The 21832-nt window shown below is 64.5% G+C and carries 20 protein-coding genes; 14 read left to right on the forward strand and 6 right to left on the reverse strand.

The window, feature by feature from the left end; all coding sequences use genetic code 11:
* Positions 1–46: 46 nt before the first annotated feature.
* The 5 genes from CFP68_RS06855 to CFP68_RS06875 all read left to right on the forward strand — a co-directional run bounded on the left by CFP68_RS06855 (position 47) and on the right by CFP68_RS06875 (position 3349).
* On the forward strand, positions 47–253 hold the full coding sequence (locus CFP68_RS06855; RefSeq protein ID WP_099826147.1) for a twin transmembrane helix small protein: 207 nt from the start codon (positions 47–49) through the stop codon (positions 251–253).
* 3 nt (positions 254–256) lie between these two features.
* A complete protein-coding gene (locus CFP68_RS06860; RefSeq protein ID WP_099826148.1) occupies positions 257–829 on the forward strand; it encodes a cob(I)yrinic acid a,c-diamide adenosyltransferase in 573 nt (190 codons plus the stop codon).
* Positions 830–1031: 202 nt separating this feature from the next.
* Positions 1032–1793 (forward strand): electron transfer flavoprotein subunit beta/FixA family protein, encoded by a 762-nt coding sequence (locus CFP68_RS06865; protein ID WP_099826149.1) that lies wholly within the window; start codon positions 1032–1034, stop codon positions 1791–1793.
* Positions 1793–2719, forward strand: a complete 927-nt coding sequence (locus CFP68_RS06870; protein WP_099826150.1) for an electron transfer flavoprotein subunit alpha/FixB family protein — start codon at positions 1793–1795, stop codon at positions 2717–2719. Before CFP68_RS06865 ends, CFP68_RS06870 begins: the two co-directional genes overlap by 1 nt.
* A 123-nt stretch (positions 2720–2842) precedes the next feature.
* Positions 2843–3349: a superoxide dismutase family protein gene (locus tag CFP68_RS06875; RefSeq protein WP_099826151.1), complete on the forward strand. Its 507-nt coding sequence runs from the start codon at positions 2843–2845 to the stop codon at positions 3347–3349.
* Positions 3350–3376: 27 nt separating this feature from the next.
* Here CFP68_RS06875 and CFP68_RS06880 read toward each other — a convergent pair whose 3' ends face one another.
* Positions 3377–4231, reverse strand: coding sequence for a DUF6473 family protein (locus tag CFP68_RS06880; RefSeq protein WP_099826152.1), 855 nt, complete (start codon positions 4229–4231; stop codon positions 3377–3379).
* A gap of 162 nt (positions 4232–4393) precedes the next feature.
* On the opposite strand from CFP68_RS06880, the gene CFP68_RS06885 reads away from it, so the two are divergent.
* A complete protein-coding gene (locus CFP68_RS06885) occupies positions 4394–5269 on the forward strand; it encodes a 3-hydroxybutyryl-CoA dehydrogenase (protein ID WP_099826153.1) in 876 nt (291 codons plus the stop codon).
* Positions 5270–5272: 3 nt separating this feature from the next.
* Here the strand turns inward: CFP68_RS06885 and CFP68_RS06890 are convergent, their stop codons facing one another.
* Positions 5273–7258 carry an AsmA family protein gene (locus CFP68_RS06890; RefSeq protein WP_099826154.1) on the reverse strand — a complete coding sequence of 662 codons (1986 nt, stop codon included), beginning with the start codon at positions 7256–7258 and terminating at the stop codon, positions 5273–5275.
* Between the two features lie 245 nt (positions 7259–7503).
* On the opposite strand from CFP68_RS06890, the gene rimO reads away from it, so the two are divergent.
* Complete coding sequence (rimO, locus tag CFP68_RS06895; protein WP_099826155.1) at positions 7504–8904, forward strand: 30S ribosomal protein S12 methylthiotransferase RimO; 1401 nt, start codon at positions 7504–7506, stop codon at positions 8902–8904.
* Between the two features lie 92 nt (positions 8905–8996).
* On the opposite strand, the gene CFP68_RS06900 is transcribed toward rimO, so the two are convergent.
* Positions 8997–9977 carry a Hint domain-containing protein gene (locus tag CFP68_RS06900; RefSeq protein WP_099826156.1) on the reverse strand — a complete coding sequence of 327 codons (981 nt, stop codon included), beginning with the start codon at positions 9975–9977 and terminating at the stop codon, positions 8997–8999.
* A 331-nt stretch (positions 9978–10308) separates the two neighbouring features.
* On the reverse strand, positions 10309–11022 hold the full coding sequence (locus CFP68_RS06905; protein WP_099826157.1) for a M48 family metallopeptidase: 714 nt from the start codon (positions 11020–11022) through the stop codon (positions 10309–10311).
* Between the two features lie 109 nt (positions 11023–11131).
* Between CFP68_RS06905 and CFP68_RS06910 the strand changes: the two genes are divergently transcribed.
* Together CFP68_RS06910 and CFP68_RS06915 are read left to right on the forward strand one after the other, a co-directional pair.
* Positions 11132–11503, forward strand: coding sequence for a thiol-disulfide oxidoreductase DCC family protein (locus CFP68_RS06910; protein WP_099826158.1), 372 nt, complete (start codon positions 11132–11134; stop codon positions 11501–11503).
* Positions 11504–11547: 44 nt separating this feature from the next.
* On the forward strand, positions 11548–11784 hold the full coding sequence (locus CFP68_RS06915; RefSeq protein ID WP_099826159.1) for a hypothetical protein: 237 nt from the start codon (positions 11548–11550) through the stop codon (positions 11782–11784).
* A 10-nt stretch (positions 11785–11794) separates the two neighbouring features.
* On the opposite strand, the gene CFP68_RS06920 is transcribed toward CFP68_RS06915, so the two are convergent.
* Positions 11795–12046, reverse strand: a complete 252-nt coding sequence (locus tag CFP68_RS06920) for a DUF167 domain-containing protein (protein ID WP_099826160.1) — start codon at positions 12044–12046, stop codon at positions 11795–11797.
* Between the two features lie 46 nt (positions 12047–12092).
* Between CFP68_RS06920 and CFP68_RS06925 the strand changes: the two genes are divergently transcribed.
* Both CFP68_RS06925 and CFP68_RS06930 read left to right on the forward strand, forming a co-directional pair.
* Positions 12093–13196, forward strand: a complete 1104-nt coding sequence (locus CFP68_RS06925) for a class II histone deacetylase (protein ID WP_099826161.1) — start codon at positions 12093–12095, stop codon at positions 13194–13196.
* Positions 13197–13252: 56 nt separating this feature from the next.
* A complete protein-coding gene (locus CFP68_RS06930) occupies positions 13253–13729 on the forward strand; it encodes a hemerythrin domain-containing protein (RefSeq protein ID WP_099826162.1) in 477 nt (158 codons plus the stop codon).
* Between the two features lie 58 nt (positions 13730–13787).
* Here the strand turns inward: CFP68_RS06930 and aspS are convergent, their stop codons facing one another.
* Positions 13788–15566: an aspartate--tRNA ligase gene (aspS, locus tag CFP68_RS06935; protein WP_099826163.1), complete on the reverse strand. Its 1779-nt coding sequence runs from the start codon at positions 15564–15566 to the stop codon at positions 13788–13790.
* A 179-nt stretch (positions 15567–15745) separates the two neighbouring features.
* Here aspS and CFP68_RS06940 point away from each other — a divergent pair, with 179 nt between their 5' ends.
* The 3 genes from CFP68_RS06940 (at position 15746) to carB (ending at position 21748) form a co-directional block, all read left to right on the forward strand.
* Complete coding sequence (locus CFP68_RS06940) at positions 15746–16951, forward strand: SAM-dependent methyltransferase (RefSeq protein ID WP_099826164.1); 1206 nt, start codon at positions 15746–15748, stop codon at positions 16949–16951.
* A gap of 103 nt (positions 16952–17054) precedes the next feature.
* Positions 17055–18341 (forward strand): glycosyltransferase family 87 protein, encoded by a 1287-nt coding sequence (locus CFP68_RS06945; RefSeq protein WP_099826165.1) that lies wholly within the window; start codon positions 17055–17057, stop codon positions 18339–18341.
* A gap of 74 nt (positions 18342–18415) precedes the next feature.
* Positions 18416–21748, forward strand: coding sequence for a carbamoyl-phosphate synthase large subunit (gene carB, locus CFP68_RS06950; protein WP_099826166.1), 3333 nt, complete (start codon positions 18416–18418; stop codon positions 21746–21748).
* The last annotated feature ends 84 nt before the right edge of the window (positions 21749–21832 follow it).

Below are 21832 nucleotides of genomic sequence, written 5' to 3' on the forward strand. Positions count from 1 at the left end.
CGCCCGCTAGGTGAAACACGAACCCCGAGTCCGAGAGTGAGGCACCATGTTCAACGATCCGCTTTTCGTCGTCGCCGCGGTTTCCGCGCTGCTGGTGCTGGTCATTCTTGCCGTGGGCATCGCCGGGTTCGGCAAAGGGGGCGAGTTCAACCGAAAGCACTCGAACCGGATGATGCGCTGGCGGATCTATGCCCAGGCGGCCGCCATCGTTCTGATCCTTGTTTTCGTCTTTTTCCGTGGCACAGGAGGCTGACCGATGGTCGTTCTGAACAAGATCTATACCAAAACCGGCGATAGCGGCGAAACCGCCTTGGGAAATGGCACCCGCGTCGCCAAGAATTCGGCCCGGGTCGAGGCCTATGGCACGGTGGACGAGGTGAATGCCACGGTCGGCCTTGCCCGCCAGCATGCGACCGGCGACGTCGATGCGGCCCTGGCGCGAATCCAGAACGACCTGTTCGACCTGGGGGCCGACCTGTGCCGCCCGCAGATGGAAGACGACGCCACGGCCGAATACCCCCCCCTGCGCGTCATTCCCGCGCAAATCGAGCGGCTGGAGACGGAAATCGACGCCATGAATACCAGCCTGCAACCGCTGCGCAGCTTCGTTCTGCCTGGCGGTTCGGCGCTGGCCGCGCACCTGCATCTTTGCCGCACCGTTACACGCCGAGCCGAACGCCGGTCGGTCGAACTGACGTCGGTTGAACCGGTGAATCCGGCGGCGGTCAAATACCTCAACCGGCTGTCGGACTGGTTCTTCGTCGCCTCGCGCATCTCCAACGACGATGGCAAGGCCGATGTTCTCTGGGTTCCGGGCGCGAACCGTTAGGGCGCGCCCCGACGCGAGTGCGGATGCCTCCGGCGGGAGTATTTGCGTCGGCAAGAAATGCAGGGCGCGGCGCCCGCGCCGAAGGTGGTGCGCCGGATGGGTCCGGCGGTGTGATTTTGCGCTGTCACCACGACGCGGAGCGCGCTAGGTATTCAGGGAACGGAAGGCGTCTGCGGACGCGCGAAATCTGAGGAGAAACGCCATGAAGGTGCTGGTGCCCGTCAAACGCGTGATCGACTACAACGTGAAAGTCCGTGTGAAGGCGGACGGCAGCGGTGTCGATCTGGCCAACGTGAAGATGTCGATGAACCCCTTCGACGAGATTGCCGTCGAAGAAGCGGTTCGGCTGAAAGAGGCGGGCGCCGTGGAAGAGGTGATCGCGGTGTCCATCGGCGTCAAGCAGAGCCAGGAAACGCTGCGCACGGCCATGGCCATGGGCGCCGACCGCGCGATCCTGGTGGTGGCCACCGACGACGTCCACAGCGATATCGAGCCGCTGGCCGTTGCCAAGATCCTGAAGGCGGTGGCCGAGGCGGAAGGCGTCGGCATGGTGCTGTGTGGCAAGCAGGCCATCGACAACGACATGAACGCGACGGGTCAGATGCTGGCCGCGCTGTTGGGCTGGTCGCAGGCAACCTTTGCCAGCAAGGTCGAGATCGACGGCGATCATGCCAATGTCACCCGCGAGGTTGATGGCGGGTTGCAAACCATCCGCGTGAAGATGCCGGCCATCGTATCGGTCGACCTGCGCCTGAACGAACCACGCTATGCCTCGCTGCCCAACATCATGAAGGCCAAGAAGAAACCGCTGGACGAGAAGACGCCCGATGACTTCGGCGTCGACATCACGCCGCGCCTGAGCGTCGTGAAGACCAGCGAACCGGCCGAGCGCAAGGCCGGGATCATGGTCGGATCCGTGGACGAGTTGATTTCCAAACTGAAAGACGAAGCGGGGGTGATCTGATGGCTGTTCTTCTTCTGGGCGAAGTGACCGACGGCACGCTGAACATGGACGCGACCGCCAAGGCCGTGACCGCATGTGCGCCACTGGGCGAGATCACGGTGCTGTGCTGTGGCGCGACCTGCGCCGAGGCCGCAAAGGAAGCGGCGACCATCGACGGCGTGAGCCGCGTGCTGTGCGCCGAGGATCCGCTTTATGACCACCGTCTGGCCGAACCGGTGGCCGCGCTGATGGTGTCGCTGGCCGGCGATTATTCTCATATCGCGGCGCCCGCGACCACCGACGCCAAAAATATTCTTCCCCGGGTCGCCGCCCTGCTGGATGTCATGGTTCTGACGGACGTTTCGGCCATCGTGGATGCGGATACATTCGAGCGCCCGATCTATGCCGGGAACGCGGTGCAGACGGTCAAATCCTCGGACAAGATCAAGGTGGTGTCGATCCGCACATCCGCCTTTGAACTGGCGGGAACCGGTGGCGATGCCCCGGTCGAGAACGTGACGCCCGCCGACAACCCCGGCCTGTCCGAATGGGTCGAGGACAAGGTGGCCGAATCCGACCGGCCCGACCTGACCAGCGCCGGAATCGTCGTGTCCGGCGGCCGCGGTGTCGGCAGCGAAGAGAACTTTGCCATCGTCGAAAAGCTGGCCGACAAGCTGGGTGCCGCCATCGGCGCGTCCCGTGCCGCCGTCGATTCGGGGTTCGCGCCGAACGATTGGCAGGTCGGACAGACCGGCAAGGTCGTGGCGCCGGACCTGTATATCGCCATCGGCATCTCGGGGGCGATCCAGCATCTGGCCGGCATGAAGGACAGCAAGGTCATCGTCGCCATCAACAAGGATGAGGAAGCGCCGATTTTCCAGGTCGCCGACTATGGCCTTGTGGCGGATCTGTTCGACGCCGTGCCGGAGCTTGAAAGCAAGCTCTGAGCGCTTGTGATACTGCTTGGGACGGGCCCGCCGGCTGTGGCGGGCCCGTCTGAATTTGCGACACTTCCGGAACACCCCGGCCGGCGACACGTTGAACGGGTGACACGTTTCCAGGAGGATCCCATGCTCAGACCTATCCTTGCCGTCGCCGCACTTTGTGCCGCGCCCGCCTTTGCCCAAACAGACATGACGCCAGCCGCCACCGCCGAGGTGTCCGGACCCGATGGCATTGCCGGAACGGTCACGCTTGCCGATACCGCATCGGGGCAGGTTCTGGTGTCCGTCGATCTGACGGGCGTGCCCGAAGGCGTGCACGGCATTCATCTGCACGAAACCGGGGATTGCAGCGCCGATGATTTCAAATCCGCCGGCGGGCACATCGCTGGTGATGTCGACCATGGCGTGATGACCGCCTCGGGCCCGCATCCGGGTGACCTGCCCAATGCCACGGTCGGCGCCGACGGCACGCTGAACGTCGAATACTTCAATCCCACCCTGTCGATTGCCGATATGGTCATGGACGATGACGGCGCGGCCTTCATCGTCCACTCGGGGGCTGACGACTATGCCTCGCAACCATCGGGTGACGCCGGAAGCCGTATCGCCTGCGGTGTCTTCACCGGCGAATGATCGTTGCCGGGACCGGTCCGATACACCTTAGATGGCGTATCGGGTCGGCGTTTGGTCCCGCAGCAGTGGCGCCAATGTTCTGGCCAGTTGGTCGGCGATCTGGTGGTGCAGGGATGGCCCCGGCATCGCCAGCGCCGCCGACCTTTCGCTGGCCGTAAACGTCTTGCCATCGGGCGAACCGATGCCGCTGTCGGGGCCTGTCACGAACACGCTTTCACCGTCGATGCGGCCATACAGCGCGTTCAGGGCGCGGCGGTCGATGAAGGCAGGTTCGCCGTCATTCAGGCTGTCACAGGGATCTTCGGGCGCCCGCCGACCGATCCACAGCACTGTGACGGGGCGGCCGATTTGTGCCATCAGCAGGTTCATTCGCGCGATCCAGGTGCGGCGCAGATCATCGCGCACCAGCCGGAACCGGGTTGGCGACGTCTCTTCCAACGTGCGCAACAGGTGGCCGGTGAAGTGGAACTCGGTAAAGTCCACCTCGGGGAACACCGCCCGCAGCATGGCCGAGGCGCGGACCAGACGATCGTTGCGCCGCGGATGCACGCCGTAAAACCGGTTCGACAGATTCCGCGCGCCGCAAACCTGCAGCACCACGGCATCGGCCCTGCGACAGGCCCCGATCACCGTCTCGTCGTGCAGGAAGGCATCGACCCCGGCGTTCACACAGCCGAAGTTGACACAGCGGACCCCGGTTTTTGCCTGAAGCAGCGATGGATAGGGATCGCGCAGGTATCTTCCGAAGGTTTCCGAGCCGCCGAGAACGGCGATATACCTGCCATCCAGCCGCTGACGCGGCCCCCGGAACGACAAACGCGAATTTCCATACCGGCATGGCGCATAATCCACCTCCGGCCTTGGCATATTTTCATAAGCCATGACTCACCCAATTTTTATCTCACCCATCGTCTTTCTAGCACCGATTCCTTCCCAATCCGCTAATCGCACAATTCGACGCAAACACTTCTCGGGTTTGCGCCTTGCGTCCCGCTGGCCCTGCGCCCTAAAGTCCGGCTCGAACGGAACAGGAGCGGCAGTCACATGGATATCCAACGGGTCGGCATCGTGGGCGCGGGACAGATGGGCAACGGCATCGCCCATGTGTTTGCGCTGGCCGGATATGATGTTCTGATGACCGATATCAGCCAGGAATCGCTGGATCGTGCCCGCGCCCTGATCGATGGCAATCTTGAACGGCAGGTCACGCGCGAAAAGATCACGGCCGAAGACAAGGCAACCGCCATGGCGCGCATAACCTCGACGCTGAAGCTCAGCGATCTGGGCCAGAGCGATCTGGTCATCGAGGCCGCGACCGAACGCGAAACCGTCAAGAACGCGATTTTCGAGGATCTGGTGCCGCACCTGAAGCCGACGACGATCCTGACCTCGAACACCTCGTCGATCTCGATCACGCGGCTGGCGTCACGGACCGACCGGCCGGAAAAGTTCATGGGGTTCCATTTCATGAACCCGGTGCCGGTGATGCAACTGGTCGAGTTGATCCGCGGCATCGCGACGGACAAGGAAACCTTCGACCTCCTTCACGGCGTCGTCGAGCGGCTGGGCAAGACGGCCGCGACGGCCGAGGATTTCCCGGCCTTCATCGTCAACCGCATCCTGATGCCGATGATCAACGAGGCCGTCTATACCCTGTATGAAGGCGTCGGAAACGTGTCGTCCATCGACCTGGCCATGAAGCTGGGCACGAACCACCCCATGGGGCCCTTGGAACTGGCCGATTTCATCGGGCTGGACACCTGCCTGGCGATCATGAATGTGCTGCACGACGGGTTGGCCGATACCAAATACCGTCCCTGCCCGTTGCTGACCAAATACGTCGAGGCCGGGTGGCTGGGCCGCAAGAGCGGGCGCGGCTTCTATGATTATCGCGGCGACACGCCGGTGCCGACACGTTAGGCGTCAGTTGCCGCGCAACAGGTCCAGCAGGCGCGACTTCGCCTCCTCCTCGAGCGATTTCTTCAGCACGTCCTCGATCCGCTCATCCTCGCCGATCTGAACGCCCAGTTCCCTGGCGATCCTTTCCTTGACCTTCGCCTTGGCCTGATCCTCCAGCGCGCGCCCCTCGTCCTTGAGGTTCTCGCGCGCCAGGGCTTCCAGATCCAGCCGCACCTTGGGCGCCGCCCAGGGCCCGCGCACCGTCACCGGGACGCGCAGACCGTCGTCGCCCAGAAGGCGCGCTTCGATCCGGTAATCCAGCGTGCGTTCGCCGATATCCGCCTGCCCCGCACCGGATGCCGAAAGCAGCGGCGCCAGAAACGCAAGGTCATCGTTGCGCAACACGCCGTCGCGTATCGTGAAGCTTCCCGAGATCCTGTCAAAGATGGTCTTCGCCCCCTTGCCGACGTGATTGAGATCCAGCGTGCGCAGCATTCCGGCCAGGTCCAGTCCGATCAGCTCGCCCGCCGAGGTCGAAAAACGGCCCTCGCCCTCAAGCGAGCCCATCAGCGCTTTCATCGAGTTGCCGACACCCAGAACGTTCAGCGCCAAATCACCGCGCGCATTCAACCGATCGAAGCCCAGAAATTCGGACAGCAACGCTGAAATGCCCAGGGCTGACCCATTCACGTCCACCCGGCTGGACAATCCGCCGCGCCCATTGACCACGACCGACCCGGAAACGCGCCCGTCATAGGCCTTGATCTCGCGGATCTCGACCACGGCCCGGCCACGATCCAGCGAGGTGAAGAGATCCGTACGCCCCAGTTTCGTGGCGCCCAGCGTCACGGCGTCCGCGACGAGGGCCAGCCGCGCGTCGATCAGATGCAGCGCGCTGACATCGATGGGCGCACTCGACCAGCCGCTGGCGGAGATGTCCGGTTCACCGGCGGCGACGAATTTGTCGGCAGGTGGCGCATCGACCCGGCGCAGGGTGCGCGACAGATCCAGGGATGGTGTGACAAGTTTGGCGTTCAGGACCGGCCGCTCGCCGCCCATCGTCAGGTCGGCGGCGCCGCGGAAGGTGGTCGCGTCCAGGGTCAGCGTCGTGTCGCGCAGGTTGAGCGTGCCGGGCGTGACGGTCAGATCACCCTGCACCGTGAATGCCTCCGCCCCCAGACCCGTGGGCAATTCGACATCCGCGATACCCAGCGCACGGGTGACGGCGGCCAGGTCGCCGAAGTCACCGGCCAGCCGCCCGGCCAGCGCCGGCGGATTCAAACCACCCCGACCGTTCAATGACAGGCTTGTGCCACCGGCAGCGACGTTCACGGCCAGCGGAACGGCGCCGCCATCGAAGAAGACAGCCAAACCGTCGATATGGCCTTTCGCCGTGACACGCTGACCATTCGACAGTCCCCGCAGATCGAAGGTGCTGCGCCCGTCGACACCGGGGACGGCAAGATCCAGATCGACCGAAGAGACCACGCGATCGACACCCGCCTGTGCATCGACGAATTGCAGACTGCCTTGGCGCAGCACCGCCTTGTCGAGACTGAAGGTCGACCAACGCGCCGGCGTCGTCTCTGCCGGCGGCGCGGGCGCGGGCGACGCTTCGGTCTGCACGCGGCCCAAGGTCCAGTTGCCGATACCGTCGCGGCCGATCTCCAACAGGATGTCGGGCGCGGTTGCGGCGATTTCCGTGATGCGAACCTCACCGGTCAGAAGCGACAGCGCGTCAACGCCGACCTTCAGGCGTTGCGCCCGAAACATGGGGCCGCGATCCGACCAGGGGGCGTTGGCCACCGCGACACCATCGGCCGTGACACCCAGCACCGGCCAGAGGGTCGGCCGCACGTCCCCCGAAATGGTCAGGGCGCGGCCGGTTGCGGTCTCGAATCGCTCGGCCACCAGCGCGGCGATCCGTTCGGCGGGAACCAGGAACAGGGCGGCCAATGCCAGCACGACGACGACAACAACGGCCAGGAGCCCCCCGAAAATCCACCGCATCCGCCACTCTCCACCGTTTTCGCGAGCCTAGTCCAAGCGCGACGGCGCACGCAACATCTTGCGGTGACACGCAACCGAACCGATCCAAAGGCGGCGCAAGCGCCACGCGATTTGCCCTGCGGGCGGTTTGGCGGTCGTGGCTGACGGCGGGTTGCCCATGCACCGCCAACACCTGCTGCGGATTTTTCATCAGCGCGCTGCGTCAGGAATGGCCAAACCTCCCGTAGTTGCGATATAGCGGCGCAATGTCACAAAACCCACCCGACCTGCGCCCCGATCTGGCCCCCCGCGCCCGTATCCAGGACGCCGCACCCGCACCCGCCCGGCCAGCCGGCAAGCGCCCGCGCCGCCAGCCCACCATCGGCATGGTTTCGTTGGGATGTCCCAAGGCGTTGGTCGATTCCGAACGCATCCTGACCCGGCTGCGGGCCGAAGGCTATGCCATCTCACCGGATTACGCCGGTTCGGACGCGGTGATCGTCAACACGTGCGGTTTTCTCGATTCGGCCCGGGTCGAGAGCCTGGAAACGATCGGCGAGGCGCTGGCGGAAAACGGGCGCGTCATCGTGACCGGCTGCCTGGGGGCCGATCCCGAATACATCACGGGGGCGCATCCCCGGGTTCTGGCCGTCACCGGCCCGCATCAATACGAACAGGTGCTGGACGCCGTTCACGCCGCCGTGCCGCCCGATCCCGATCCGTTCATCGATCTGCTGCCCGCCAGCGGCGTGTCGCTGACGCCGCGGCATTTCAGCTATCTCAAGATCTCCGAGGGCTGCAACCACAAGTGCAAGTTCTGCATCATCCCCGACATGCGGGGCCGCCTTGTGTCGCGCCCGGCCCATGCCGTCCTGCGCGAGGCCGAGCGACTGGTGGAGGCCGGGGTGAGGGAGCTTCTGGTCATCAGCCAGGACACCAGCGCCTATGGCGTCGATCTGAAGCACGCGGAAACCCAGGGCCATCGCGCCCACATCACCGATCTGGCGCGCGATCTGGGATCGCTCGGGGCTTGGGTGCGCCTTCACTATGTCTATCCCTATCCCCATGTGCGCGATCTCATTCCGCTGATGGCCGAGGGGCTGGTGTTGCCGTATCTGGATATCCCGTTCCAGCACGCCCATCCCGCCACGTTGAAACGCATGGCACGCCCGGCCGCGGCGGCGCGAACGCTGGACGAGATCGCGGCCTGGCGTGCGATCTGCCCCGAGATCACGCTGCGCTCGACCTTCATCGTCGGTTATCCCGGAGAGACCGAGGCCGAATTCCAGACCCTTCTCGATTGGCTGGACGAGGCACAACTGGACCGGGTCGGCTGTTTTCAATACGAGGACGTCGCCGGGGCACGATCCAACGCGCTCAGCGATCATGTGGCGCCAGAGGTGAAACAGGAGCGGTGGGACCGGTTCATGCAGAAGGCCCAGGGGATTTCCGCGGCCAAGCTGGCGGCAAAGGTCGGGCGACAGATGCAGGTCATCGTCGATGACGTCGACGACGAGGCCGCCACCTGCCGCACCAAGGGCGACGCCCCCGAGATCGACGGCACGCTGTTCATCGACGAGGGTTTCGAAACCTTGAAGCCCGGTGATATCGTTTCGGTCGAAGTGGACGAAGCGGATGAATACGACCTTTGGGGTCGCCTGGTCTGACAGACGCAGGATCACTGCGCGTCATGGAGCTACCACCCCGTTCCAGGGGTCGACGGTGGCAGCCAGGTTCGCCACCGCCGTCGATCTGCGCCCTATTCGTCGAAGTCGCTGACCCAGTTGATCACACGCGGTTCTTCGTCGTCGCGCCAATGGTTCCCCGCAACAGCGCCCGAGCGGTGGGCCAGACGATGGGCCGCGGGTTGAACACCGACGCTTGTCCCTTCCGCCAGGATGCCACCGACCTCGATCACCGCCGCATCGTCGAAGACGAGGGTGCAATAGGTGACGTCGGACACCTCGTCGTCCCGCGCGATTCCGGGCAGGGACAAGAGCGCGTTGGCCGGCATCATGGCCTGCGAGCGGCCAAAGAACAGCTCGGCCCGCCACCCCGTCACCGAAACCCGCTGATCGGGGGCAAGGCGCAGCGCGGATGACGGACATCCCTGGCCCAGCGCCGAGGCCGAGATACAGACCGGCCGAAGATGGCCGTTCGCCGCACCGAACCTGATCCGCTCGCGGCGCACGTCACGCACGGCACGCAACCCGTGGTCAAGGGTCCAGACCAGCGAACCGGCGCGCAGATCCTCAATCGGGCGGCGGCCCTTGGCGCTGGCGATACGGGTTCCGGCGGCGAAAGTCAGTTCCACCTGCGCCACACGACGGACCGCGGCCACCTTGCCGCGAAGATCCGGCAATTCCAGGCGTTCGCCCGATGCCGCGTAGCTGACCGTGGCTTTGCGGCCGGGCAAACCGTTCAGATCGACCAGGATCCGCTCGCGACCCGCCCGCAGAAGGATATGGCGGGCCCCCGAGGCCAAGGCGGCATCGATCGGAACGTCCGCAACCAGCCCGGTCGCCACCACGTCGCCATCGGCCTCGCGCAGCCGATAGGTTCGGGCCGGTTTCGCAGCATCGGAGGCGCACTCCTGCTCAAGCATGAAAGCCATCTCGGCCTGACCGAAAACCCGCACATCATGAACCGTCAACCGGCCGTGCGGCCCATCCGACGGGTCGAGCGTGACGGAACCGAACCGACCGATCTGATCGCCGTGGAGTCTGAGATCTTCAATCATGGCTACCTCGAAAACTGGGCGCACCGTCACGCCGATTGACACCGTGACGGTGCAGAACGCTACAAGCCCGGACTATGGGCACTCGTTACGACTTGCATGCTCTCGCCAGACCAAGGCCGGTTCGTGTCATGCATGAGACAACTCTAAGTTGTATCGAAGCGTTCACAACTTAATTTTTGCACAAGTGACGCTTTTTCCCTGAATTGTAAGCGGTCGGCGAAACAATGTCGGGATCGGAACGTGCATTACCCGCCTTTCAAAAACACTGTCCAAGCCGAATGCAGAACGTTACGTCATTTGCCACAGTCTTAGATTCGAATCGTTGACGAGTCTACAGGCCGGCCGCCACGCGCCGGACGGTTTCGATCCGCTGCGCGTTGGGGGGATGCGTTCCCAGAAACGCATTGCCGGGATCAGGGGTGCGGGCAAAATACTGCGCCCCGCGCACCGGGTCGTATCCCGCCCGCGCGGCGATGATCGTGCCCAGCGCATCGGCCTCAAGTTCGAACGTCTTGGAGTATCGGCGCGCGCCGATGCTTGCACCGATGTTCTGCGCCTCGCGGATCTGTTCGGGGCCGACACCACCGACGGTGGCCAGGATCCCGGCCAACACCGCCCCCTGATAGGCCGACTGCCGCCCGCGGTCGATGTGACCTTCGATGTGATGCGCAGCCTCGTGGCCCAGAATGAACGCCAGTTCATCGACATTCCGCGCCTCGGCGATCAGGGCGATGGTGAAGCCGACGATCGGGCGGCCATCTTCGCCGACGGTCTGGAACGCATTGGGCGGGCTTTCGGGGCGGCTGTCGACGGCGATCACGTAATCGCAATTCACGCCGCGGGTGCGCATCCGGCATTCACGCTCGGCCACGGGTTCGACGGTTTCGATCACACTGATGAAATTGCGCGCCGCCATCCGGCCATCGGGGCGCGGCGCCGGTGCGGGTGCCACGACCTGCCCCACGGGTCCGGGAGGCACGGCCACGGGTTGCTGGACGTTGCAGGCCGCCAGCGCCAGAACCATCAGGATCGCAAAACCACGCATCGCCCGTTCTCCTTGCTGCTGGGGCACAATAGACGCTCGGCGCCCGACAACCAGCCGCAGGGCGCGACTTTTTGCTGTGCAACATGGATCTCGCGCTTATGTCAACGCAATGACCGAAAACATCATCGTCATCTACAACCACACCTGCCCGGTCTGCCGCCGCGAGATCGACGCCTATCGGCGCACGGCCGAAAGCCGCGGTCTTCCGCTGACCTTTCAGGGGATCGACGCTGCCGATCTGTCAGCCTGGGGCCTGACGCCCGAAACGGCGGCGCGGCGCCTGCATGTGATCGAGAACGGCAAACTGTTGTCGGGCGTCGCCGCCTTCGCCGCGCTGTGGGACCGGCTGCCGAAACTGCGCTGGCTGGCGCGACTGGTCCGCCGCCCCATGGTGCGCCCCCTGTCCGAAGCGTTGTATGAACGGCTGCTGGCGCCGGCGCTCTACGCGATGCACCGGCGGCGCATCCGCCGATTGCGGTGACATCCGCCCTTGCAACCGGGCCCGGCCCTTCCGATTTGTGAACGATGTTTACCATAGAACACGATTTCGACGCGACCGTGGTGACCCTGGTCGACGATGCCGCACCCCACCGCGAGGAGGACGTGACGATCAATGCCTTCGAGGATTGCGTCACGCTTGAACAGGTCGATCCGCGCAGCGGGGCCGTGCAACGCATCACGCTGTCGATGGCGATGCTGCGCGATCTCGGCGCGGCGCTGGACCTGCCCGAAGGTGCCTATCGGCTGCGCGACGACGGCTGAGCGCGCCCGCTCAGTCGAACCCGAACACCTTGTCGCGGCTTTTCGCGCCCCGCGCCAGATGGATCCGTGTCTTGGCCACCCCCATCGCGCGCGCCAGAACCTCGATGGCCGCGGCGGTGGCCTTGCCGTCCTCGGGCACCGTGGTGACGTAGATTCTGACCGGATCGCCATCAACGACACGGGTGAGGCCGGCGCGTGGCGTCACCCGCACGGCGATCCTTGCCCCCGGAACGGCAAGACGGCTGAGGTCTGGACTTGTCATGCGGGTATTCTAGGGTGGCTGAGGGAATTGCAAAGGAGCCTAAGCCATGACCACCGGGTTTTTCTGGGACGAACGCTGTTTCTGGCACGGCGGCGGCAATTACGCGCAATACCTGCCGGTGGGCGGATTGGTTCAGCCCATGGCGGCCGGCGGCCTGCCCGAAAGCCCCGAAACCAAGCGTCGCCTGAAGAACATGATGCAGGTGACGGGCCTGTGGGATGAACTGGCGACCCAATCGGCACCCGAGGCGACGCGCGAACAATTGCTGCGGGTCCATCCGACGTCGTTCCTTGATGAATTCAAGCGGATCTCGGATTCCGGCGGTGGCGAGATCGGCATCCGCACCCCGTTCGGCCCCGGCGGTTTCGAAATCGCGTCGTTGTCGGCCGGCCTGGCCACGGCGGCGCTGGCGCAGGTGCTGGATGGCACGCTGAGCAACGCCTATGCGCTGTCGCGCCCGCCCGGGCACCATTGCCTGCCCGAGCGGCCCAACGGTTTCTGCCTGCTGGCCAATATCGCCATCGCCATCGAGGACGCCTTTGCGAAGGGCAAGGCAAAGCGCATCGCCGTGCTGGATTGGGACGTGCACCATGGCAACGGGACCGAAGCGATCTTCTACGACCGCGACGACGTGCTGACGATCTCGATCCATCAGGACCGGAATTATCCGCAGGACACCGGGTTCTTCGATGACCGGGGCCGCGGCAAGGGCGAAGGCTTCAACCTGAACATCCCCTTGCCCGCCGGTACCGGCCACAAGGGGTATCTGGAAGCCTTCGACCGGCTGGTGGCGCCTGCCCTGCGCGCCTATGCCCCCGATGCCATCGTCGTTGCCTGCGGGTTCGACGCGGCGCTGATGGATCCGCTGGCCCGGATGATGGCGACGGCGGAAACCTTCCGTGCCATGACCGAACGCACGATGGATCTGGCCGATGACCTGTGCGACGGCAAAGTGGTTTTGGTGCACGAGGGCGGATATTCCGAATTCTACGTGCCGTTCTGCGGCCATGCCACGATTCAGCAACTGGCCCGCAGCACGACCGAGGCCGTCGATCCCGTGGCCGAGAATTTCATGATCCGCCAGCCCGACGCCCGGTTTGACGCCTATTTCTCGGGCATCATCGACGATATGGTGGCCGCCCTGGACTGATCCTCCCGCGGACCCCGGCCACGGGCCGCGCCCACCCACCCGCAAAGGAGAGCCGGATGCCATCCATCTATGACGCCATCAAGCAGGACCACGACGACCACCGCGAATTGCTGAAAACGATCGGTGACACATCGGGCGACAGCGACAGCCGCAAGAGCGCGTGGTCGAAATTCTATCACGACGTCAAATCCCACGCCGCCGCCGAGGAAGAGACGTTCTATTCCAAGCTGATCTCCAAGACCTGGGGCCAGGACGCCGCGCGCCATTCGGTGCACGAACATCAGGAACTGGATGACCTGATGGAAGAACTGAACGACATGGACATGTCATCGTCGGGATGGCTGCAGAAATTCAAGACGCTGGAACACGATTACCTGCATCATATCGACGAAGAGGAGCAGGACGTGTTCACCCGCGCCCGCGACGTCATTCCCGACAGCGAAATCGAAGGATACGGCGACCGCTTTCTCAAGCGCAAGCAGGAAGAACGCAAGCTGATCGACGAAAAGCGCAAGGATTCGCTGGAGGATTGAACCGGACCGGGGCGGCGAACCCGTCGGGGTCCGCCGCTTTCATCCCGTCACGTCACTGTCAGCTTTCGGGCGGCAGCACCCGCAGGCGCAATTCGCGCAACTGTTCGTTCTGCGGTTCGCTCGGCGCGCCCATCATCAGGTCTTCGGCGCGCTGGTTCATCGGGAACATGATGACCTCGCGGATGTTCGCCTCGTCCGCCAGCAGCATCACCATGCGATCGATGCCCGCCGCGCAGCCGCCGTGGGGCGGCGCGCCATACTGGAACGCGTTGACCATGCCGCCGAACCGCTTGCGCACCTCGTCTTCGCCGTATCCGGCCAGTTCGAACGCCTTGAACATGATCTCGGGCTTGTGGTTCCGGATCGCGCCACTGACCAGCTCGTAGCCGTTGCAGGCCAGGTCATACTGGTATCCCAGCACGTCCAGCGGATCGCCCTGCAACGCCTCCATCCCGCCCTGGGGCATCGAGAACGGATTGTGGGAAAAGTCCACTTTTCCGGTCTCCTCGTCGGCCTCGTACATCGGGAAATCCACGATCCATGCAAATTCGAACCGGTTCAGATCGGTCAGCCCCAGCTCCTCGCCGATCACCGTGCGCGCCTTGCCCGCCACCCGCTCGAACGCCGCGGGCTTGCCGCCCAGGAAGAACGCGGCATCGCCGACGCCAAGGCCAAGCTGCTGGCGGATCGCCTCGGTCCGCTCGGGACCGATGTTCTTGGCCAATGGGCCGGCGGCTTCGATCCCGTCGCCCTGATCGCGCCAGAAGATATACCCCATCCCCGGCAACCCTTCCTTCTGGGCGAAGGCGTTCATCCGGTCGCAGAACTTGCGCGATCCGCCCTTGGGGGCGGGGATGGCGCGGATTTCGGTGCCTTCCTGTTCCAGCAGCTTGGCGAAGATGGCAAACCCCGAGCCGGCGAAATGCTCGGACACGACCTGCATCTTGATCGGACAGCGCAGGTCGGGCTTGTCGGTGCCATACCACAGCGCGGAATCGCGGAACGAGATCTGCGGCCAGTCGGTGTTCACCGGGCGGCCACCGCCGAACTTCTCGAAACAACCCTGCATTACCGGCTGGATCGTGTCGAACACGTCCTGCTGTTCGACAAAGCTCATCTCGAGGTCGAGCTGATAGAAATCGGTGGGCGAGCGGTCGGCGCGCGGATCCTCGTCGCGGAAACAGGGCGCGATCTGGAAATACTTGTCGAAGCCCGACACCATGATCAATTGCTTGAACTGTTGCGGCGCCTGGGGCAGCGCATAGAACTTGCCGGGGTGCAGGCGGCTCGGCACCAGGAAATCGCGCGCGCCTTCGGGCGACGATGCGGTGATGATCGGTGTCTGGTATTCGTTGAACCCCTGATCCCACATCCGCTGGCGCAGGTCGCGCACCACGTTTGAACGCAGCACGATGTTGTCGTGCAGATCCTGACGGCGCAGGTCGAGGAAACGATACCGCAGACGGGTTTCCTCGGGGTATTCCTGGTCACCGAACACCTGCAGCGGCAGTTCGCCGGCGGCGCCCAGAACCTCGATGCCGCGCACGAAGACCTCGATTTCGCCGGTGGGGATCTTGGGGTTCACCAGGTCGGCATCGCGCGCCTTCACCTCGCCGTCGACGCGGATGCACCATTCGGCGCGCACCTTCTCGACGTCCTTGAAGGCGGCCGAATCCGGATCGCACAGCACCTGTGTCATGCCATAGTGGTCGCGCAGATCGATGAACAGGATGCCGCCATGGTCGCGCACCCGGTGGACCCAGCCCGACAAGCGCACGGTGTCGCCCACGTTCGCTTTGGTCAGATCGGCGCAGGTATGGCTGCGGAATGCGTGCATGGCTGTTCTCCGGCGGGCGGTCATGGGGCGATGGGTTCGGGGCCGATACACCCGTGATGGGGCGGGAAGTCAAGGGAGCGCGCACCGCGCAGGAACCCGTTCGGCCAGCATAATGTTGTATTTCGCCGTCTGGATGCGGATAATCGAAGTGTCGGCAATGCAACCAACGGGAGGCACCGATGTGGGAAACGGTGTTTGAAACTTTCCTCAGGCAGTTGTGGCGGCGCGGAACCCTGCGTGTCACGCTGCCTTCCGGGCGCCTGATCACGGTGGGGGACGGCACCGGCACACCGTTCGATGTCACGATAACCGATCCGACATTGCTGCGCCGCATCGCCACCACCCCCGATCTGGGGGTCGGCGAAGGATACATGGACGGCACGCTGATCATTGAGGGCGACGATTTGCGCGGCTTCATGGACGCGGCGGTGGCCAACACGTGGTCGGGCCGGCCCGCATGGTGGCAGCGCCCCCTGATCGGCGCGCGCAAGGGGTTGCGATGGGCATGGCAATGGAACCCGGTCGGGCGCGCGCAGGCCAATGTGGCGCATCACTATGACCTGTCCGGCGAACTCTATGATCTGTTTCTGGACGACGACAAGCAATACTCTTGCGGCTATTTCCGCCATCCGGATGACACGCTGGACGCGGCCCAGGCCCAGAAAAAGGCCCATATCGCCAAAAAGCTCAGGATCGAACCGGGGATGCGGGTGCTGGACATCGGCTGCGGCTGGGGCGGCATGGGGCTGACCCTGGCGCGGGATTACGACGCCCAGGTCGTCGGCGTGACGCTGTCGCGCGAACAGCACGCCGTTGCCACGGCCCGCGCCCGGGCAGCGGGGCTGGACGGCCAGGTGGATTTTCGCATCCAGGATTACCGTCACCTGACCCAGACATTCGATCGCATCGTGTCGGTCGGCATGTTCGAACACGTCGGCGCGCCGCATTTCCGCGAGTATTTCCGCCACGTCCACGACCTGCTGGCGCCGGACGGCATCGCGCTGATCCACACCATCGGGCGTTCCACCCCGCCCGGCATCACCAGCCCGTGGATCGAGAAATACATCTTTCCCGGCGGCTATGTGCCCGCCCTGTCCGAGATGACTGCGGCGATCGAGCGTGAACACCTCTACGTCACCGATGTCGAGGTCTGGCGACTGCATTACGCCGAAACGCTGCGCCATTGGGAGCAGCGCTTCAGCGCCAACATCGAAAAGGCCCGCGCCCTTTATGACGACCGGTTCTGCCGGATGTGGCGGTTCTATCTGCTGGCATGCGAACAGACCTTCCGCCACGGCCGCCAGGTGGTGTTCCAGACCCAGCTGACCCACAGGAAGGACGCCGTGCCGCTGACCCGCGATTACATGTGCGACACCGGCGGCTGAGGACGCCGGCGGCAGTGCAGCCGATTTGCCACGACTCTGCCCCGAACCTGCCCCGGCCACGCCACGGGCACCTGCCAAGGATCGATCATGCAGGGAGGTGGTGATGGCGAAACCTGACTTGAACGTGACCGATCTGGTGTTGCTGGCGGGCGTCGGCGTGCTGTGCGTCCTGACGCTTCTGGGCGATCCGCCCATGGCGGATCTTCTGGCGCTCTGGCTGGCCGGTCAGTCGCTGGCCGAGGGCGTGCCGCATCTGGTCTATCCATCGGAAACGCTGTTCACCATCCGCCCGCCCCTTGAATGGGTGCCGATGGCGGTGGCCGCGGGCCATGACAACCAGATCTTCCCGTTCATCTATCCGCCGCTGACCGCGGCCATCATGGCGCGCGTCACCGAGATGATGACCTTCGCCGGCTTCACCCAGATCGTGCATGTCATGAACGTCGTGCTGGGTGTGCTGACAAGCTGGCTGGCGTGGCGGGCGACCGGACGTGTTGTCAGGTTGTCCATCTTCCTGTTCATCGGTGCGCTGATCTTTCACGCCACGATCATCGGGACCATCGCACTGGACCAGGGCCAGCCGCAGATCCTTGTCGCCTTCCTGACGGTGCTGGCGATCGAACGCCTCCATGCCGACGACCAGGTCAGTGCCGGTGCGCTTCTCGCGGTCGCCGCCGCGATCAAGGTGTTTCCGGTTCTGTTCGTGGTGTTCCTGCTGGCGCGGCGTCAATGGGCCGCGGTCGCCGGTTTCGCAATCGTCGGTGCCGTGCTCGCGGGCCTGTCGGTCGCGTTGACCGGCTGGCCGTTGCACGCCGCGTTCCTGCACCAGCTTTCCACCATCTCTCAGACCGCGATCATCCTGCCGCTGACGTTCTCGCTCGACAGCCTGATCGGTGGCTTCTCGGGGTTGGAGTATTTCCTGGTGCCGCAGATCTCGGTTCCATCCTGGGGCGAGGACGTGGGCCTGATCGGCGTTGTCGCGAAGGGCGCGCTCTGGGGTGCGCTGAACAAGGTTGCGCTGATCGGCGCGCTCGGCGCTCTTGGCTGGGCCTTTGCGCGCCATGGCACGGTGCTGTTGTGGCCGGCCGCGATGATCGTGCTGTCGCTGCTGTCGCCGCTGGCCTGGTCGCATCACTTCCTTGCGGCCGTTGCCTTTGCCCCGGCGGTCCTGCCACGCTGGGGCGCCGGTTCGCTGATCGTGATCTTCGCGCCGCTCAGCATTCCGGTGCTAACCTTGCCGGCGGTCGGCGACAGCATGATCGGCAATCTCAGCCTGACGGGCGCCCTGGCGATGGCCCTGCTCGCCGTGGCCATGGTCGTGCGCCCGGCCCACCTCGGGTCGCTGACGGGCCGGTTGCGATCGCAACCTGCCGCGGTGCCGCGCCCCTGACCGGCCACCACCCCTTGCGTACGGACGGACAAGCCCTATAACCCCCAAGAATTTGCACTCTGGGGGTCCGGGCCATGCCGAAAAGAACCGATATCAAGTCCGTCATGATCATCGGCGCGGGGCCCATCATCATCGGCCAGGCGTGCGAGTTCGACTATTCCGGCGCGCAGGCCTGCAAGGCGCTGAAAGAAGAAGGCTATCGGGTCATCCTGGTCAACTCGAACCCGGCCACGATCATGACCGATCCGGGCCTGGCCGACGCCACCTATATCGAACCGATCACCCCCGAAATCGTCGCCAAGATCATCGAGAAGGAACGCCCCGACGCCCTGTTGCCCACCATGGGCGGCCAGACCGGGCTGAACACCGCCCTGGCGGTCGAGGAAATGGGCGTGCTGAAGAAATTCAACGTCGAGATGATCGGCGCCACCCGCGAAGCCATCGAGATGGCCGAGGACCGCAAGCTGTTCCGCGAGGCGATGGACCGTCTCGGGATCGAGAACCCCAAGGCCACCATCGTCACCGCCCCCAAGAAGAAGGACGGCAAGAAGGATCTGGCGGCCGGGGTTTCGCTGGCGCTGGATGCGCTCGAACAGATCGGCCTGCCTGCGATCATCCGCCCCGCCTTCACCATGGGCGGCACCGGCGGCGGCGTCGCCTACAACCGCGAGGAATATGAACATTTCTGCCGCTCGGGGATGGATGCGTCGCCCGTCGGCCAGATCCTGATCGACGAATCGCTGCTGGGCTGGAAAGAGTTCGAGATGGAGGTCGTGCGCGACCGTGCCGACAACGCGATCATCGTCTGCTCGATCGAGAACATCGATCCCATGGGCGTGCACACCGGCGATTCGATCACCGTGGCCCCCGCGCTGACCCTGACCGACAAGGAATACCAGGCGATGCGCAGCGCCTCGATCGCCGTTCTGCGCGAGATCGGCGTGGAAACCGGTGGCTCCAACGTGCAATGGGCGGTGAACCCCGCCGACGGCCGGATGGTCGTGATCGAAATGAACCCGCGCGTGTCACGCTCGTCGGCGCTGGCGTCCAAGGCCACCGGCTTTCCCATCGCCAAGATCGCGGCGAAACTGGCCGTCGGGTATACCCTGGACGAGCTGGACAACGACATCACCGGCGTCACCCCGGCGTCGTTCGAGCCGTCGATCGATTACGTCGTCACCAAGATCCCGCGCTTCGCATTCGAAAAATTCCCCGGCTCCGAGCCGCTTCTGTCCACCGCGATGAAATCCGTGGGCGAGGCGATGGCCATCGGCCGCACGATCCACGAATCGCTTCAGAAGGCGTTGGCGTCCCTCGAAACCGGCCTGACCGGCTTTGATGAGATCGAGATCCCCGGCGCCCCTGACCATGCCTCGATCATCGCGGCCCTGTCGCGCCAGACGCCGGACCGCATCCGCATCATCGCCCAGGCAATGCGCCACGGATTGACCGATGAAGATATTCTGGCCGCAACCAAGTTCGATCCCTGGTTCATGGCGCGCATCCGCGAAATCATCGACACCGAGGCCGAAGTTCGCAAGGACGGCCTGCCCGTCACCGAAGACGGGTTGCGCCATCTGAAGATGATGGGGTTCACCGACGCGCGGCTGGCCCATCTGACGGGCCGCGACGAAGACCAGGTGCGCCGCGCGCGCATCAACCTTGGCGTCACCGCCGTGTTCAAGCGCATCGACACCTGCGCCGCCGAATTCGAGGCACAGACGCCTTACATGTATTCCACCTATGAATCGCCGGTCATGGGCGACGTGGAATGCGAGGCGCGGCCAAGCGACCGCAAGAAGGTGGTTATCCTGGGCGGTGGTCCCAACCGCATCGGCCAGGGGATCGAGTTCGATTATTGCTGCTGTCACGCCTGCTATGCCCTGTCGGCGACGGGCTATGAAACCATCATGATCAACTGCAACCCGGAAACCGTGTCGACCGACTACGACACCTCGGACCGGCTGTATTTCGAACCGCTGACGTTCGAACATGTGATGGAGATCCTGCGCGTCGAACAGGAGAACGGATCGCTGCACGGTGTCATCGTCCAGTTCGGCGGCCAGACCCCGCTGAAACTGGCCAATGCCTTGCAGGATGCGGGCATTCCCATTCTCGGCACCACGCCGGACGCCATCGACCTGGCCGAGGACCGCGAGCGGTTCCAGGCCATGCTGAACGACCTGGGGCTGAAACAGCCCGTCAACGGCATCGCCCGTTCCGACGCCGAGGCGCAGGAGATCGCCCAGAAGGTCGGCTATCCGCTGGTGATCCGCCCGTCCTATGTGCTGGGGGGCCGCGCCATGGAGATCGTGCGCGACGACGCCCACCTGGCCCGTTATATCCGCGACGCGGTGAACGTGTCGGGGGCCAACCCCGTGCTGCTCGACAGCTATCTGTCGGGCGCGGTGGAAATCGACGTCGATTGCCTGTGCGACGGCACCGACACCCACATCGCCGGCGTCATGCAGCACATCGAAGAAGCCGGCGTGCATTCCGGCGACAGCGCCTGTTCCCTGCCGCCTTATTCGCTGTCCAACGAGATCATCGCGGAGATGGAAAAACAGGCCTCGGCCATGGCGCTGAAACTGGGCGTTGTCGGACTGATGAACGTGCAGTTCGCCATCAAGGACGATGTGATCTATGTGCTCGAGGTCAATCCCCGGGCCTCGCGCACCGTTCCCTTCGTCGCCAAGGCCACCGACAGCGCCATCGCCAGTATCGCCGCCCGCCTGATGGCCGGCGAGCCGCTGGCCAACTTCCCGCAGCGTACGCCCTATCCCGACGGCACCGGCCCCGACGACGTGCTGCCCTTCGCCGATCCCATGACCCTGGCCGATCCCGCCATGCCCTGGTACTCGGTGAAAGAGGCCGTGCTGCCCTTCGCCCGCTTCCCCGGCGTCGATACCCTGCTGGGCCCGGAAATGCGCAGCACGGGCGAGGTCATGGGCTGGGACCGGTCCTTCCCCCGCGCGTTCCTGAAGGCCCAGATGGGCGCGGGCGTGATCCTGCCGACCAGCGGTACCGCCTTCCTGTCGATCAAGGACATGGACAAGACCGACCAGTTCGTCGAAGCCGCCCGCATCCTGATCGCCATCGGCATGGATCTGACGGCGACCAAGGGCACCGCCGCCTTCCTGCGGGCCAACGGCATCGAAACGGCCGAGGTCAACAAGGTCCATGAAGGCGGCCGCTCGATCGTCGATTTCATGAAGGACGGCGAAATCGCGCTGGTCATGAACACCACCGAAGGCGCGCGCGCGGTCGATGATTCGCGCACCATGCGCAACGTCGCCCTGATGGACAAGATCCCGTATTTCACGACCCTCGCCGCCTCGCACGCGGCGGCGCTGGCGATGCAGGCGCGCAACGAAGGCGAGCTGGACGTGCGGGCGTTGCAGGGGTGAGCGAACTTTAGCCCCCCAGATCGCGTCAATTCGGCAAGGTCAGGGTTTGGCGCTCCCCCCGCCAACTATGGTGTGCGGATGATC

This window comes from Oceaniglobus indicus, assembly GCF_002751875.1.
GTDB lineage: Bacteria > Pseudomonadota > Alphaproteobacteria > Rhodobacterales > Rhodobacteraceae > Oceaniglobus > Oceaniglobus indicus.